This is a genomic window from Achromobacter sp. ACM05, assembly GCF_019218915.1.
In the GTDB taxonomy this organism is placed as follows: domain Bacteria; phylum Pseudomonadota; class Gammaproteobacteria; order Burkholderiales; family Burkholderiaceae_B; genus Achromobacter; species Achromobacter animicus.
Genome location: NZ_JAHUWQ010000002.1, coordinates 200804 through 215340 on the forward strand (window position 1 = coordinate 200804; position 14537 = coordinate 215340).

Consider the following 14537-nt stretch of genomic DNA (forward strand, 5'->3'; position numbering starts at 1 on the left):
GAGCCGAAAGCGCTGACGGCGGAAGCGGTCAGCGCACGACGGTGTCAGCCACCAGTTCCAGCCCGTCGGCGCGCGGCCCCACGTCCGTCAGCACGCCGCTCAGGTCGCCGGCCTGGGCGGCAGCATTGCCCGAGCGGCTGACGCGGATCTCCACGCGCACCTTGCCGGCTTTGGACAGCGTGGCATCCGGCGACATGGACGTGCTGTCGTCCAGCACGAACGCCCGCGGCAGGTCCGCAACCTGCATCTTCAGGATGGCGACCGGCATGCGGGATCCCTCCATGGGGCGCGCCAGGATGAAGACGGTGTCGTTTGGCGCGACCTGGCCGCGCAGCGTGTCGGCGATGCGGGCCTGACCGGTGAGGCGGGCGGGCGCGGAGGGCGTGGCGGCCGGAGCGGCGGGCGTTGCGGAAGCAGCCGGCGTCGACCCCGCCACCGCAGGCGATGCGGACGAGTTACCCGACGCAGCCGCCACCGACGCTCCCCCAGCCCCACCCGTCGCCATGGCGCGCGCCTGCGCGATATTCGTCTGGATCTGCCGTGCCGCCTCCGACTCTGCCGGCAGCAGCCTTTGCAACCGTTCCCAGTGCGTCAGCGCCTCGGCGGCGTCGCCGCGGCGCAGCGCCATCATGCCGGCCAACGCCAACGCCTTGGGCTGATCCGGCTCGGCCTGCAGCGCCTGCGCGACGGCCGCGATGGAATCCTCGTCGGGCTGGCCCTGCCGCGCCGACAGCAGGGCGTCGGCCAGATCGGCCAACACCACAGGCTGGCCGGGCACCAGCCGCAGCACCTCCCGATACGCGGCAATGGCGTCGTTGTAGCGGCCCAGCGTTTCGTAGGAACGGCCCAGCATGTACCAGCCATCGGCATCATCGGGCGAGGCGCGCAGGCGCTGGGCCAGCGCGTTGATCGCCAGCGCCATGTCGTTGTCCGCCTCCTGCGCATGGGGTTCAGGCGTTTGCGCCATGGCGATCGTGGCCGCCGCGCGCGGATTGCCCAACTGCCCGTACAACAGCACGGCGGCCACCGGGACGGCCACCGTCAGCACGCACGCCGCGGCAATGCCGGCGCGCTGTCCGCCCAGCCGTGCGCGGGGATCACGGCGCATCGCCAGGTCCTGCAGCAGATCGCGTTGCAGCTCTTCGTCGGCGCGGGCGTGCGCATGCGGGCTGAGCGCGCCGTTAGCCAGATCCCGCCGCAGTTGCTCCCGCTGCGCCAGATAGAAGGCGCGCACGCTGGCGTCCGACGCGGTCTCCGCGGCCGGCGTGCGGCGCAGCAGCGGCGGCACGAGGCAAAGCAGGGTGGCCAGCAGCAGGGCCAGGACGATGAGCCAGAGCGTGGTCATGAGCCGGAATCCAGGAAGCGGGCGGCGCGGACGCGTTCGTCCGCGGTCAGCGGTGCGCGCGTGCCGGCGCGCCGTTTCAGCGTGCGCACCAGCACCAGGAAGCCCACGGCCAGCAGCGCGAAGGGGCCCACCCACAGCAGCCAGGTAATCGGCTTGAAGGGCGGGTCGTAGCGCACGAAGTCGCCGTAGCGGTCTTCGAAGAAGCGCATGATTTCCGTGTCGGTCTTGCCTTCGGCAAGTTGGCCGCGGATGAGCTTGCGCATGTCCAGGGCGAGGGGCGCGTTGGATTCGGCCAGGGTCTGGTTCTGGCAGACGAGGCAGCGCAGGCCGTGCGCGAGCTTGTCGGCGCGCTGTTCCTGTTCGGGTGACAGCACGGGTGAGGGAGCCGGCGCTGCGCGAAGGGTCGCCGGGGTCAGGAATGTGACCAGCAGGCCGGTCACCAGGACGGCCAGCATGGCGACCGTTAGCAGCTTTCGGGGCAGCCGATGCCACGGCGGCAACGGACGGCGTTGCACACGCCGGGCCCTCATTGCAGCGCCTCGATGACCGGCTGCAAGCGGGTACGCCATAGCTCCGGCGTGATCAGCCCCAAATGCTTGTACCGGATGCGGCCGTCGCCGTCGATCACGAACGTCTCGGGCACGCCATACACACCGTATTCGATGCCGACGCGCCCGTCGACGTCGCTTGCCGACGCCAGGTAGGGATTGCCGTTGCGCGCCAGCCACTGCCGCGCCTCGTCGGGTTTGTCCTTGTAGTTCAGCCCATACAGCGCGATGCCATGGCGCTGCGCGGCCTCGCGCAGTACGGGCAGCTCGTCCTTGCACGGCCCGCACCAAGACGCCCACACATTCAGCAGCCAGACCTTGCCCCGCTGCGATTCCACGTCCAGTGTCTTGCCGGGTTCCAGCAGATCCGGCAGGCCGATGGCGGGCGCGGGCTTGTCGATCATGGCCGACGGCACTGCGCGCGGATCGCGCGACAGTCCCTTCGCCAGGAACACGGCCATGGCCAGGAATACGGCAAGCGGCAGCAGATAGCGCAGCATCAATAGCCCTCCCGCGCCGCGCCCGCGGTCTCGGGTAGGGCGGCGTGCGCGTCCTTGCGCGCCTGCGCCTCGCGCGCGCGGCGGTAACGTCCGTCGCCCGCGGCCAGCAGCCCGCCCAGGGCCATCAGGATGCAGCCGGTCCAGATCCACGTCATGAAGGGCTTGACCTGGATGCGCACGGTCCAGGCGTTATCGGCTACGGGTTCGCCCAGCGCCACAAACAGGTCGCGGGTGAAGCCGCTGTCGATGTCAGCCTGGCTGAGCGCCATGTCCTGCACGGTGTAGTGGCGCTTTTCCGGATACAGCGTGACCACGGGCTTGCCATCGCGCACCACTTGGAAAACGGCGCGCTGCGCGGTGTAGTTGGGGCCGGTGGCCGGGCCGATGCCGGCAAACGTGAACTGGTAGCCGCCGGCTTCCTGCGTGGCGCCCACGTCGACACGAAGCTCGCGTTTGACCTCATAGCCGTTGGCCAGCGTGACGCCCGCGATGAAGACGCCAATGCCCGCGTGCGCCAACAGCATGCCGTACCACGAGCGCGGTTGGCGGGTCAGCCGCCGCAGCAACTCGCCATCGCCGTCCGTCAGGCGTTGCCACGCGTGCGCGCCGGCGCTGGCGACCGACCAGGCGGCCAGCCACAGGCCCAGCACGATCATCGGGGAACCAAAGCGCGAAGCGCCGGGCATCGCCAGCGGCACAAGCACCGCCGTCAGCACGCTGACCGCAAAGGCCACGCGCAGGCGCTTGCCCAGGTCGGGAAGCTCTGCCTGCTTCCAGCGGGCGACCGGCCCTACGCCCATCAGGAAAATCGCAGGCGTCATCAGCGGTACAAACACGGCTTCGAAGTAGGGCGGGCCGATGGAGATCTTGCCCCACTCCAGCACGTCCAACACGACCGGATACAACGTGCCCAGCAGCACGGAGCCCGCCGCGACCGTCAGCACGACGTTGTTGGACAGCAGCAGCGATTCGCGCGACAGCAGCGAAAAGCCGCCGCCCAGCCCGACCGTGGGGGCCCGCCAGGCGTACAGGGCAAGCGAACCGCCCACGATCACCGTCATGAAGGCAAGGATGTACAAGCCGCGGCCGGGATCCACGGCGAAGGCGTGGACGGAGGTCAGCACGCCCGAGCGGACCAGGAACGTGCCCAGGATGCTGAGCGAAAAGGTGCAGATGGCCAGCAGCACCGTCCAGCTGCGGAAGGCACCGCGCCGCTCGGTGACGATCAGCGAATGAATCAGCGCGGTGCCTGCCAGCCACGGCATGAAGGAGGCGTTCTCGACCGGATCCCAGAACCACCAGCCGCCCCAGCCCAGCACGTAGTACGCCCATGCGCTGCCCAGCAGGATGCCGATGGTCAGGAACGTCCACGCGGCCAGCGTCCACGGCCGCACCCAGCGCGCCCACATCGCGTCCAGCTCGCCCGACAGCAGCGCCGCGATGGCAAACGCGAACGCCACCGAAAAGCCGACATAGCCCATATACAGCATGGGCGGATGCACGATCATGCCCGGGTCCTGCAACAGCGGATTCAGGTCGCGGCCGGCCATCGCGGCCGGAATCAGGCGCTCAAAGGGATTGGACAGGAACAGCATGAACAGCAGCAGGCCGACGCTGATCCAGCCCATCACCGCCAGCACGCGGCCCACGAAAGCCAAAGGCAGCCGCTTGCTGCACAGCGCCACGGCCAGCGTCCACGCCGTCAGCAGGAGCTGCCAGAGCAGCAGCGACCCTTCATGCCCGCCCCAGACCGCCGCGAAGCGGTAGCCGGCCGGCAGGTCGGCGTGGGAATTCGCGGCCACGTACAGCACCGAAAAGTCGTTGTGCACGAAGGCCCACGCCAGGCAGGCGAAGGCGAGCGTCGTCAGGCCGAACTGCCCGATGGCCGCAGGCCGCGCAACGCGCAGTCCCGCCTGCCAGCCGGTGGCAGCGCCGATGAGCGGCAGGATGCCCTGCGCCAGCGCCACCAGCAGCGCAAGGATGAGGGCGAAAAGGCCGATTTCCGGGATCATTTTGCCTCCGCCTGCAAGGTGGAGGCAGCCCGTTGCTCCGCCTTCTTGATCGCGTCGGCGGCTTCGGGCGGCATGTAGTTTTCGTCGTGCTTGGCCAGCACTTCGGTGGCGCGGAACACGCCGTCCGCGCCCATCTTGCCGGCCACCACCACGCCCTTGCCCTCGCGGAACAGGTCCGGCAGCAAGCCCTGATAGGTGACGGGCACGGCGTGGGCGGTGTCGGTCACGGCAAAGCGCAGCGTCAGGCCGTCGGCCTCCCGTTGCAGCGAGCCTTGTTCGACCAAGCCCCCGACGCGATAGCTGCCGCTGGCGGGCGCCTCGTGCGCGATGACCTGCGTTGGGCTGAAGAAGAACACCAGATTCGATTGCAGGGCGTTGAGCACCAGCGCGGTGGCCAGGCCCAGCAGGGCAAGGCCGCCCACGATGGCGAACGCGCGGCGTTTGCGCGGGCTCATCGGCGCGTCCTTCCTGCGTCACGGGCGGGGGTGCCAACATCCTCCTGCCGCCGTCCGCTTCGACGCGCGCGCCGCCACAGCGCCAGCACTTCCCACGCCATCAGCGCGAACGTGACGCCGTAGGCGCCCAGGATGTACGGCCCATGGCCTTGTAGCGAAAAGAGGGTGTCCCAGCTCATGGCGCCTCCGTCCGGGCGCTGCTTGCCGATGCGCCCGGCTGTCCGCCGCCCATCTGTCCGGCGTTCTTCTGAATGGCGCCCGGCTCGCGCGCTGCAATGATCCCGCGCACGCGCGCCAGCGCGACCGCTGCGCTGTACAGCCAGAACGCCGCCACCATCAGCAGCATTGCGGTCACCATGATGCGCGCCATGCTCGGGGCGGTTGTCAGGTTGATCGACGCGCCCTGATGCAGCGTGCTCCACCATTGCACCGAGAAATAGATGATCGGCACATTGACCACGCCCGCCAGCAGCAGGATCGCGCCGCCCCGGTCCGCGCGCTGCGTGTCGTCGGTGGCGGCCTGCAGCGCCATGAAGCCCAGGTACAGGAACAGCAGAATCAGCTCGGACGTGAGCCGCGCGTCCCAGACCCACCACGTGCCCCACGTCGGCTTGCCCCACAGCGCGCCCGTCCACAGCGTCAGGAACGTGAAGATCGCGCCAGTGGGCGCCAGCGCGCGCATCATCATGAACGACAGGCGGGTGTTGAAGATGAGCCCCAGCGCGGCATAGCCCGCCATCACCAGGTACAGGAACATCGACATCCAGGCCGCGGCCACGTGGATGAACAGGATGCGATAGACCTCGCCCTGCTGGCTGTCGACAGGCGCGACCACCAGCCCGGTATACAGCCCGGCCGCCGCCAGCAGCGCGGCGCCCACGGCAAAAAACGGAATCATGCGCCCGGCCAGCGGGTAGAACAGCGCCGGCGACGCGTAGCGCATCCAGCTGGATCGCGCGGGGGCGGCGCGAGGGGAGTCGAAGGTGGAGGGATTGTGCATGGATACCTCAGTCCAGCGCCACGCGCAGCGCCGCCGACGCGCTCCAGGGGCAAAGCAGGATCGCCAGGCACAGGCCGGCGCCCAGCAGCGAAAGCTGCGGCCCCGCGCCCAGGCCGGCATGCGTGGCCGACACAGCGCCCGCGCCGAAGATCAGCACCGGCACGTACAGCGGCAGCACCACCAGCGGCAGCAGCGCGCCGCCGCGCAGGCCCAGCGTCAGCGCCGCGCCCAGGCCGCCCACCAACGCCAGCGTCGGCGTGCCCAGCAGCAGGGACAGCACCAGGATGCCGATGGCGTGCGGCGACAGGCCAAACTGCAGCGCCAGCACCGGGCTGGCAAGAATCAGCGGCACGCAGGTGCTGAACCAGTGCGCGCCCAGCTTCACGCCCACCAGCAGCGGCAGCGGATGCGGCGACACCAGCAGTTGCTCCAGCGCGCCGTTGTCGTAGTCCTGCGCGAAGGGACGATGCAGGCTCAGCAAAATGCCAAGCAGGGCGCAAACCCACAAGACCCCCGGCCCGATCGCCAGCAGCAGCACGGGATCGGGACCCACCGCCAGCGGAAACAGCGAACCCGTGACGATGAAGAACAGCGTCGCGCCCAGCGTGTCCGCCGGTCGACGCCAGGCCAGCCGGACTTCACGCAATGCCAACTGAGACAGCGTTGCCAGCATCCGCGTAGTCATCCATGTTCAGGGTTTGTGTGTGATGGGCAGGCGTGCCGGGCGCGCGGTGCGAGGCGACGACAGCGGCGCCGCCCGCGGCCAGATGCGCGCGAAGCGCCTGCGCCAGGTGTTCCAGGCTGGCCGCGTCCAGGCCCGCGTCGGGCTCGTCCAGCAGCCACAGCGGCTTGGCGCCCAGCACCACGGCGGCCAGCGCCAGCCGGCGGCCCTGGCCCTGCGACAGGCGCGCGGCGGGCGTGTGCAGGCAGGCGCCCAGGCGCCAGTCGTCAAGGCAGGCGGCGATCGCGTCGTCGCGCCGCGGCGTGCCGGCCACGTGCAGGCTGCACCGCAGGTTTTCCAGCGCGGTCAGGTCGCCCGACAGGCCGTTGCCGTGCCCCAGATACGCCGTGCGCGCAAAGTGCGCCGACGGATCACGGCGGATGTCGCCAGCCGGGTCGAAGATGCCGCCGTCCAAAGGACGCAGCAGGCCGGCCAGCATGCGCAAGAGGCTGGTCTTGCCGCTGCCGTTGGCGCCTTGCACGTTCAATAGCTGCCCAGCGTGCAGATCAAAATCCAGCGCGCCGGGGCCGCCGCGCCGGCTGACCAGTCCGCGCGCGCTCAGCACCGGCAGCGGCGCGTCAGCGGGCCGCATTGGCCACCTCGTTGGACGCCCTGGCCGGCGGCGTCGCTTCGGAGGTCTGGCCAGGCGGAATGTGCGGCAGCGTGTGGGCGATGCCCTTGTGGCAGTCGATGCAGGTTTTGGACCGGTCCGCGAGATAGGTCGAGTGCATGTTCTGCGCCCGCACGCTCTGGCGGGTGAAGTCCATGTATTCGTAGTTGTGGCAGTTGCGGCATTCCAGCGAGTCGTTCGCCTTGAAGCGCGCCCATTCGTGCTGCGCCAGTTCCAGCCGCTTGTCGACGAACTTCTCGCGCGTGTCGATGGTGCCGAAGATCTTGCCCCAGACCTCCTTGGACGCCTGCATCTTGCGGGCGATCTTGTCGGTCCAGTTGTGCGGAACGTGGCAGTCCGAGCATAGCGCCCGCACGCCGGAACGATTGGTGAAGTGGATCGTGCCCTTCAGCTCCGAGTACACGTTGTCGCGCATTTCATGGCAGCCGGTGCAGAACTTCTCGGTGTTCGTCAGTTCCATGGCGGTGTTGAACGCGCCCCAGAACAGGATGCCGCCGATGAACCCGCCCACCGTCAGAAAGCCCAGGCTGAAGTGCACGCTGGGCCGGCGGATGATGTTCCAGTAACGCTTGATGAGCTTGACCATGACGGGCTCCTGTCCCTTACTTCTTGTCGGGCGCCGGAGCAGATAGGCGCTTGAGGATCACGTCGATGTCCTGGAAATTGTTCGGGACCAGCGGCTTGGCCTCCGTTTGCGGCACGTGGCATTGCAGACAGAAGTACCGGCGCGGGGACACTTCGGCCAGCACGTTGCTGTCGCGGTCCATGTAGTGCGTCACGCTCAGCGGCACCGCCTGGGTCTGCTCGGTGTTCACGCGGGCGTGACAGGCCAGGCAGCGGTTGAAGTTCTTGTCGATCTGGTAGCCGTCGATCTTGTGCGGAATGGTGGGGGGCTGCATCGAGTACGTGCGCATGCGCCGCACGTCGCGGTTCTCGACCGGGGGCATCAGCGGCGGCGTGGCCGACTCGGTCAGGGGCGTCGGGCCCCGCATGGGATCGATCATCGGATCGGTCGGCGCGGCCCAGGCGTTGGCGCCGATCAGAAAGACCAGGGCGATCGAAGTGGCGCGAATGTTCATGAGCGTCTCCGTCGGGCCGTCAAGCCTTGGTGATCTTGACCGCGCACTTCTTGAAGTCGGTCTGGAACGAGATCGGATCGGTGGCGTCGAGCGTGACCTTGTTGATCAGTTGGCCGGCATCGAACCAGGGCACGAACACCAGGCCGCGCGGCGGCTTGTTGCGTCCGCGCGTTTCCAGCCGGGTCTGCATCTTGCCCCGCCGCGACGCAATCTCCACCAGTACGCCGCGCCGCAGGCCCATGGCCTGCGCGTCGTCCGGGTGCATGAAGCACACCGCATCGGGAAAGGCGCGGTACAGCTCGGGCACACGCCGCGTCATTGACCCCGAATGCCAATGCTCCAGCACGCGGCCGGTCGACAGCCAGAAGGGGTATTCCTCGTCCGGCACCTCGGGGGGCGGCTCATAGGGCAGGGCATAGATGTTGGCCTTGCCGTCGGGGTTGCCATAGAAGTTGAAGCCGGAGCCCACCTTCACGTAGGGATCCGCCTTCTCGCGATAGCGCCAGCGCGTCTCGACCCCGTCCACCACGGGCCAGCGCAGGCCGCGCACCTGGTGATAGGTGTCAAACGGCGCCAGGTCGTGGCCATGGCCGCGGCCGAATTCCGCATATTCCTCGAACAAGCCCTTCTGCACGTAGAAGCCGAACGCCTTGGCCTCATCGTTGGCGTATTCCGGGTCCAGTTCCGTGTTCGGAAACTTGTTGACCTTGCCGTTTTCGTACAGCACCTGAAAGAGCGTCTTGCCCCGCAGCTCGGGTTTCTTGGCCAGCAGGTCCGCCGGCCAGACTTCGTCCGTGGTGAAGCGCTTGGAAAACTCCATCAACTGCCACAGGTCCGACCGCGCGCCGCTGGGCGCGTTGACCAACTGGTGCCAGAACTGCGTGCGGCGCTCGGCGTTGCCGTAGGCGCCTTCCTTTTCCACCCACATGGCGGTGGGCAGCACCAGGTCGGCCGAGATCGTGGTCACGGTCGGGTAGGCGTCGGACACCACGATGAAGTTCGCCGGATTGCGGTAGCCGGGATACCCTTCGTTCAACATGTTGGCCGCGGCCTGCATGTTGTTGTTGACCATCACCCAGTAGGCGTTGATGGTGCCGTCCTTCAGCATGCGATTCTGCAAGACCGCGTGCGCGCCCACCTTTTCAGGGATGGTGCCGTCGGGCAGCCCCCAGACCTCTTCGGCGCGCGCCCGGTGCTTCGGGTTGGTCACGACCAGGTCTGCGGGGAGGCGATGCGAGAACGTGCCTACTTCGCGCGCGGTGCCGCAGGCAGACGGCTGGCCCGTCAACGAGAACGGGCTGTTGCCCGGCGTGGAAATCTTGCCCGTCAGCAAATGGATGTTGTAGACCAGATTATTCGCCCACACGCCGCGCGTGTGCTGGTTGAACCCCATGGTCCAGAACGACATGACACGGATCTTCGGATCGGCGTACAGCTCGGCCAGCGCTTCCAGATTCCGCTTGGGCACGCCGGTCAGCTTGGCGGTGTAGTCCAGGTCGTACTTGGAGACGAACTTCGCGTATTCGTCGTAAGTGATCGGGCGCGAGCCGCCGGCGTTGTTGGCGTTCTTGGCGGCCTTTTGCAGCGGGTGCTCGGGACGCAGACCGTAGCCGATGTCGGTGTTGCCTTCCAGGAACCGCGTGTGTTCGTCGACGAATTCCCGGTTGACGCGCTTGGTCTTGATGATGTGGTTGGCGATGTAGTTCAGGATCGCCAGGTCGGTCTGCGGCGTGAAGGTCAAAGAGATGTCGGCCAGTTCATACGACCGGTTCTCGAACGTGGACAGCACCACCACCTTGGTATTGGGCTTGCTCAACCGCCTGTCGGTCACCCGCGTCCACAGGATGGGGTGCATTTCCGCCATGTTCGCGCCCCACAGCACGAAGGCGTCGGCGTTTTCGATGTCGTCGTAGCAGCCCATGGGCTCGTCGGCGCCAAAGGTGCGGATGAAGCCCACCGCCGCCGACGCCATGCAGTGGCGCGCGTTCGGATCGAGGTTGTTGGTCCGAAACCCCGCCTTCATCAGCTTGAGCGCCGCGTAGCCTTCCCAGATCGTCCACTGGCCCGAGCCGAACATGCCGACGGCTTCCGGGCCCTTGTCCTTGAGCACGCGTTTGAACTGTTCGGCCATGACGTCGAACGCCTGGTCCCACGACACCGGCGCCAGCTCGCCATCCTTGGCGTACTTGCCGTCCTTCATGCGCAGCAGCGGCGTCGTGAGCCGGTCGTTGCCGTACATGATCTTGGACAGGAAATAGCCCTTGACGCAGTTCAGGCCGCGGTTGACCTCGGCGTTGAAGTCGCCGTGCGTCGCCACGACCTGGTTGTCCTTCACCGCGACGTTCACGCCGCAGCCGGTTCCGCAGAACCTACAGGGCGCCTTGGACCACTTCAGCTTGGCGGCTTCCGAATCCGTCACGATGTTCTGCGTGTAGCCCACGATGGGGATGCCGGCTACCGTGGCGGCAGCGGCGGCGGCAGATTGCTTGATGAACTCTCTACGAGCCATGGACATCGTCAATCTCCTCATTCATCGCGGCAAGCGTGTCGGAATGCTGATAGACCAGCGCCGACGCCAGCACGCCGTCCAGCCGCTGGATCTGCGCTATCTGCGCAAGCATGTCTTCGGTAGAGGGGGCTTCCAGGGTGACGACCAGCTTGCCGGTCTCGGAAGCGCCGTGGATTTCCGCGCCGCCGATCGCGAGGATCGCGCCGCGCACGTCCGCCAGCCGGCGCGGGGCGGCATGCACCACCATGCTGGCGATGTGCAGCTCGGACGCCGCGCTACAGGGCGCAGAGGCGGGCTGACTGGGGGGCGAGGGAGGGCGGAGGCTTTGCATCAGCTTCCCGGGGGGCCTGCGAACATCTGGTAGATCCAGACCGCAAAACCGTACCCGGCCACGATGATCACTGCCAACACCGGGGCCATGACTGCCGTCAGGAATAGGAAACTTCGCAGTTCCTGGGCTTTTGTGTAGCCATCGGATTCGTCTTGCACACACCACCTCGCAGCAGAAACTTGTGGGGGTATTGCGTTAAACGTACAGATGCGAAAGTTTGTAGCAGATGCGCTTGCGCGGCGTCAATGTTGCAACACAGCGAAATAATGTCGGAGAGATTACAGAGCGGGGGAAAGGGGGCGCGTGCGATCACCGGCAGGGGGCGATCGAAAGCGGGGTATCCGGCGGCCCCAGTCGACTGTGCGGATAAGCTGACAACGGTTAAATCCGCAGCCAGTTGACCGGCAGCCGGAATAACCGGTTGCGGATTAACCGGCTGCGATTTGCTTGCACCGCGTCAATCGTTAGCGCATCAACCGATCGCGCCGTAGATACGCCGCGCGTCCGCCGCCGTCGCCAGCGGCCGGCCCAGCGCCCGCGCGCCTTGCGCGGCCTGTGCGACCAGCGCCGCGTTGTCCGGCGCCACCGACCCGTCGCGCAGCTTCAGATTGTTTTCAAACCCGACTCGCATATGGCCGCCAAAGGCCGCCGCGGTCGTAACGCAGGCGTTTTCCTCGGGGCCGAAGGCGCAGATCGCCCAGGGCAACGAATGGTCGTAAGCGGCCAGGAACGGCAGCAGGTCGTAAGCCGAGGACGTCTGTCCCGCGCTGTAGCGGCCCAGCACGAACAGCACCGACCATGCGCCCGGCGGCACCAGGCCGCGAGCGCGCAGCGACAGCCAGCGGCGCACGTCGGCGTCGTCGTACAGGATGATCTGCGTCATGACCCGTCGATCGGCCAGCCACGCCAGGAAGGCGGCCAGCTCCGCTTCCGGAATGCCGGGCACGGCGATTTCGCGCAGGCCGATGGAGACGGCTTCGGGCTGCAATTCGCGCACCATCGCAACCTGCTCGGCGGCCTGATAGACGCCCGCCGCCTCGCTCGTCACCTGCACCAGTAGTTCGTCGCCGACGGCGCGCTGCACCGCCGCGAGCGCGTCGCGATAGGCCTGCGCATCCAGCAGATGGCTGCCGTCGGGCTTTCGGACGTGCATGTGCATCATCGCGGCGCCGGCGTCCAGGCATGCGCGGGCCTCGGCGGCCAGCGCGTCTGCGGTCAGCGGCACGGCGGGGTGGTCGGCAGCCTTCTTGTACGCGCCGTTGGGCGCGACGGTGATGATGACGGGCGAGTCGGCCAACGCGGCGCGGGGGAGGGCCGGAGCCGTGGCTGATGCAGAGGTGGCCATGGAAGCGGGTGCGCAAGCAGGCACGGAGTGGGTTGCAGGCGAATTCAAGGCTTGATCTCCGGCAGTTCGGGAGCGATCAGGTCCAGGCCGGCGCGCAGCAGCCGGTCGTAGCGGGCGCGCTCTGCGGCAATGGTCTCGGGCGTCCAGGCATAAAAACCTTCGCCTGCCTTCATGCCATGCCGGCCGTCGGCGGCGCGTTCGGTCAGGCAGCGCGCCGGATGGTCGGCGTTGCAGAATGTCGGATACATCGTCGCGCCGGCCGCCGCGTGCACGTCGATGCCCGCGTGATCGCGCTGCATCACGGGACCCGCCGCCAGGAACCGGAACCCAAATCCAAACCGCACGGCGGCGTCCACGTCCTCGGGCGACGCGATGCCGCGGTCGATAAGGTCGAAGGCTTCGCGCGACAGCGCGTGCTGCAGGCGGTTCGCCAGAAAACCCGGCAGATCCTGCTTCACCTTGACCGGCACGCTGCCGCAGCGCCGCATGAAGTCGATCAGCGAATCCGCGCAGGCCTCGTCGCTGGCTTCGCCCAGCACCACTTCCACGAGCGGCACGAGGTGCGCCGGCATGAAGAAGTGCAGGCCCAGCATGCGGCCGCGCGTGTCCAGCCCCTGGCTGATCGCGCTGATCGGGAAGCTGGAACTGTTGCTGGCCAGGATGGCATCGGGCCGCGTGCGCCGCGCCAGGTCCGCAAAGAGCGCCTGCTTGATGTCCAGGCGCTCGGGAATGCACTCGATCACCAGATCCACCTTGGACCAGTCCACCTCGTCCAGCGACGGCGCGGTGGCCAGCAGGGCGGCGTTTGACTCGCGCCCGATGGTCTTCAGGTTTTCCGCCACGCGCGCCGGCAGACCGGCCGCGCGCTCGGCATTCGATTCGATCACCGTCGTGCGGCACGCCGCGCGCGTCAACACGACGGCGACATCCGCACCCATCGTGCCGCCGCCCACCACCACCGCATGCGCCGCGCCCGGATTGGGCAGCGCGTTCGTGTCTTTCTGCATGCTGTTCTCCTGATTCTGAAATCACGCTTTGGCGCGAGTTTAGAGAAGGGCGGTTGATTGATGAATCAGAATTTTTGAATAGAATGATCGGTCAATCAGATCAATAGGCCGGGGACAAAACATGCAGATCAACCTGTCGATGCGGGACATCGACACCACGCTGGTGCTGGGCCGAACGCTCAACTTCCGCCAGGCCGCGGGGCAGCTGCATCTGTCGCAATCCGCGCTGTCCACCCAGATCCAGCGCATCGAGGACGCGCTCGGCGTGCGCCTGTTCGACCGCACCACGCGCACGGTTCGGCTGACGGCGGCGGGCGAGGTCTTCCTGCAACAGGCCGCAACCTTGCAGGCCGCGTTCCGCGACGCCATCGCCGCAGTGGGAAGCATCTCCAGCGCGGAGCAGGGACAGGTGTCCGTGGCGGCGCTGCCGTCGCTGGCGGCGCGGCTGCTGCCGCGCGTGCTGATGGCCTACCGCCAGGCGCACCCGCACGTCGCGCTGAAGGTCCGCGACACGCTATCTGGCCCGGCGTTCGACCTGGTGCGTGCGGGCGAGGTCGACTTCGCGCTGACCGCCGCCGACCCTCAGCACGCCGACCTGCACTACGTGCCGCTGATGTCCGACAGTTTCATCCTGTTGATCCCGGAGGCACATCCGCTGGCGCGGGCCAAAGGGCCGCTGCGCTGGGCCGATACGGCTGGGGCGGAACATGTGTCGATGGTGCATCCGAGCAGCGTGCGCCAATACACGGAATGGGCCTTTCTGCAGAACCGCATCCGCTTCGCACCCGCATTCGAGGCCGAGCACCTGACCACCATCGTGGCGATGGTCGAATGCGGGTTTGGCGTTGCGGCGTTGCCAGAGATCGCCGCCGGCGCGGTGGCGCAGAACGGCATCGTGCAGCGGCGGCTGACGGCGCCGGTGGCCGAGCGCTCGATTGGGTTGGTGACGGCCCGCAATCGCAGCTTGTCGCCCGCTGCGGTGGCGCTGGTGCAGACGTTGAGGGAGTATGTGGCGGCGCAGGCGCGGTAATGGTGGGAAAGGTCTAGCAAATAC

The 14537-nt window shown here is 67.6% G+C and carries 17 protein-coding genes; 1 reads left to right on the forward strand and 16 read right to left on the reverse strand.

The genetic code is table 11. The features are described from left to right. Positions 1-28: 28 nt before the first annotated feature. From ccmI to KW836_RS11920, 16 genes are all read right to left on the reverse strand, one after another. A complete protein-coding gene (gene ccmI / locus KW836_RS11845) occupies positions 29-1345 on the reverse strand; it encodes a c-type cytochrome biogenesis protein CcmI (protein ID WP_218343431.1) in 1317 nt (438 codons plus the stop codon). Further along, positions 1342-1800, reverse strand: coding sequence for a cytochrome c-type biogenesis protein (locus KW836_RS11850; RefSeq protein ID WP_175138573.1), 459 nt, complete (start codon positions 1798-1800; stop codon positions 1342-1344). The genes ccmI and KW836_RS11850 overlap by 4 nt, the downstream gene beginning before the upstream one ends. 71 nt (positions 1801-1871) lie before the next feature. Beyond that, positions 1872-2393 carry a DsbE family thiol:disulfide interchange protein gene (locus KW836_RS11855; RefSeq protein WP_175124117.1) on the reverse strand — a complete coding sequence of 174 codons (522 nt, stop codon included), beginning with the start codon at positions 2391-2393 and terminating at the stop codon, positions 1872-1874. After that, positions 2393-4405, reverse strand: coding sequence for a heme lyase CcmF/NrfE family subunit (locus tag KW836_RS11860; RefSeq protein WP_175138467.1), 2013 nt, complete (start codon positions 4403-4405; stop codon positions 2393-2395). Before KW836_RS11860 ends, KW836_RS11855 begins: the two co-directional genes overlap by 1 nt. Next, the gene (ccmE, locus tag KW836_RS11865; RefSeq protein ID WP_218343432.1) at positions 4402-4860 is read right to left on the reverse strand and encodes a cytochrome c maturation protein CcmE; all 459 of its coding nucleotides are present in this window, start codon (positions 4858-4860) and stop codon (positions 4402-4404) included. The genes KW836_RS11860 and ccmE overlap by 4 nt, the downstream gene beginning before the upstream one ends. Continuing rightward, a complete protein-coding gene (ccmD, locus tag KW836_RS11870; RefSeq protein ID WP_218343433.1) occupies positions 4857-5039 on the reverse strand; it encodes a heme exporter protein CcmD in 183 nt (60 codons plus the stop codon). Before ccmD ends, ccmE begins: the two co-directional genes overlap by 4 nt. Beyond that, the gene (gene ccmC, locus KW836_RS11875) at positions 5036-5860 is read right to left on the reverse strand and encodes a heme ABC transporter permease CcmC (protein WP_254594245.1); all 825 of its coding nucleotides are present in this window, start codon (positions 5858-5860) and stop codon (positions 5036-5038) included. Before ccmC ends, ccmD begins: the two co-directional genes overlap by 4 nt. Positions 5861-5867: 7 nt before the next feature. Continuing rightward, a complete protein-coding gene (gene ccmB / locus KW836_RS11880; protein ID WP_105238346.1) occupies positions 5868-6533 on the reverse strand; it encodes a heme exporter protein CcmB in 666 nt (221 codons plus the stop codon). Next, positions 6499-7173, reverse strand: a complete 675-nt coding sequence (ccmA, locus tag KW836_RS11885; protein WP_218343434.1) for a heme ABC exporter ATP-binding protein CcmA — start codon at positions 7171-7173, stop codon at positions 6499-6501. The genes ccmB and ccmA overlap by 35 nt, the downstream gene beginning before the upstream one ends. After that, a complete protein-coding gene (locus tag KW836_RS11890) occupies positions 7160-7798 on the reverse strand; it encodes a cytochrome c3 family protein (RefSeq protein ID WP_056569895.1) in 639 nt (212 codons plus the stop codon). Before KW836_RS11890 ends, ccmA begins: the two co-directional genes overlap by 14 nt. 16 nt (positions 7799-7814) lie before the next feature. Beyond that, entirely contained in the window at positions 7815-8291 is a 477-nt protein-coding gene (locus KW836_RS11895; protein WP_056569896.1) for a nitrate reductase cytochrome c-type subunit, read from the reverse strand. A 19-nt stretch (positions 8292-8310) separates the two neighbouring features. Next, entirely contained in the window at positions 8311-10806 is a 2496-nt protein-coding gene (gene napA / locus KW836_RS11900) for a periplasmic nitrate reductase subunit alpha (protein ID WP_218343435.1), read from the reverse strand. Beyond that, a complete protein-coding gene (locus KW836_RS11905) occupies positions 10790-11131 on the reverse strand; it encodes a chaperone NapD (protein ID WP_218343436.1) in 342 nt (113 codons plus the stop codon). Before KW836_RS11905 ends, napA begins: the two co-directional genes overlap by 17 nt. Then, positions 11131-11289, reverse strand: a complete 159-nt coding sequence (gene napE / locus KW836_RS11910) for a periplasmic nitrate reductase, NapE protein (RefSeq protein WP_056569899.1) — start codon at positions 11287-11289, stop codon at positions 11131-11133. The genes KW836_RS11905 and napE overlap by 1 nt, the downstream gene beginning before the upstream one ends. Before the next feature lie 314 nt (positions 11290-11603). Further along, complete coding sequence (locus KW836_RS11915; RefSeq protein ID WP_218343437.1) at positions 11604-12476, reverse strand: 3-keto-5-aminohexanoate cleavage protein; 873 nt, start codon at positions 12474-12476, stop codon at positions 11604-11606. A 44-nt stretch (positions 12477-12520) separates the two neighbouring features. Then, positions 12521-13483 carry a 3-hydroxyacyl-CoA dehydrogenase family protein gene (locus KW836_RS11920; RefSeq protein ID WP_218343438.1) on the reverse strand — a complete coding sequence of 321 codons (963 nt, stop codon included), beginning with the start codon at positions 13481-13483 and terminating at the stop codon, positions 12521-12523. Positions 13484-13604: 121 nt separating this feature from the next. Here KW836_RS11920 and KW836_RS11925 point away from each other — a divergent pair, with 121 nt between their 5' ends. Beyond that, positions 13605-14513 (forward strand): LysR family transcriptional regulator, encoded by a 909-nt coding sequence (locus KW836_RS11925; protein WP_218343439.1) that lies wholly within the window; start codon positions 13605-13607, stop codon positions 14511-14513. The last annotated feature ends 24 nt before the right edge of the window (positions 14514-14537 follow it).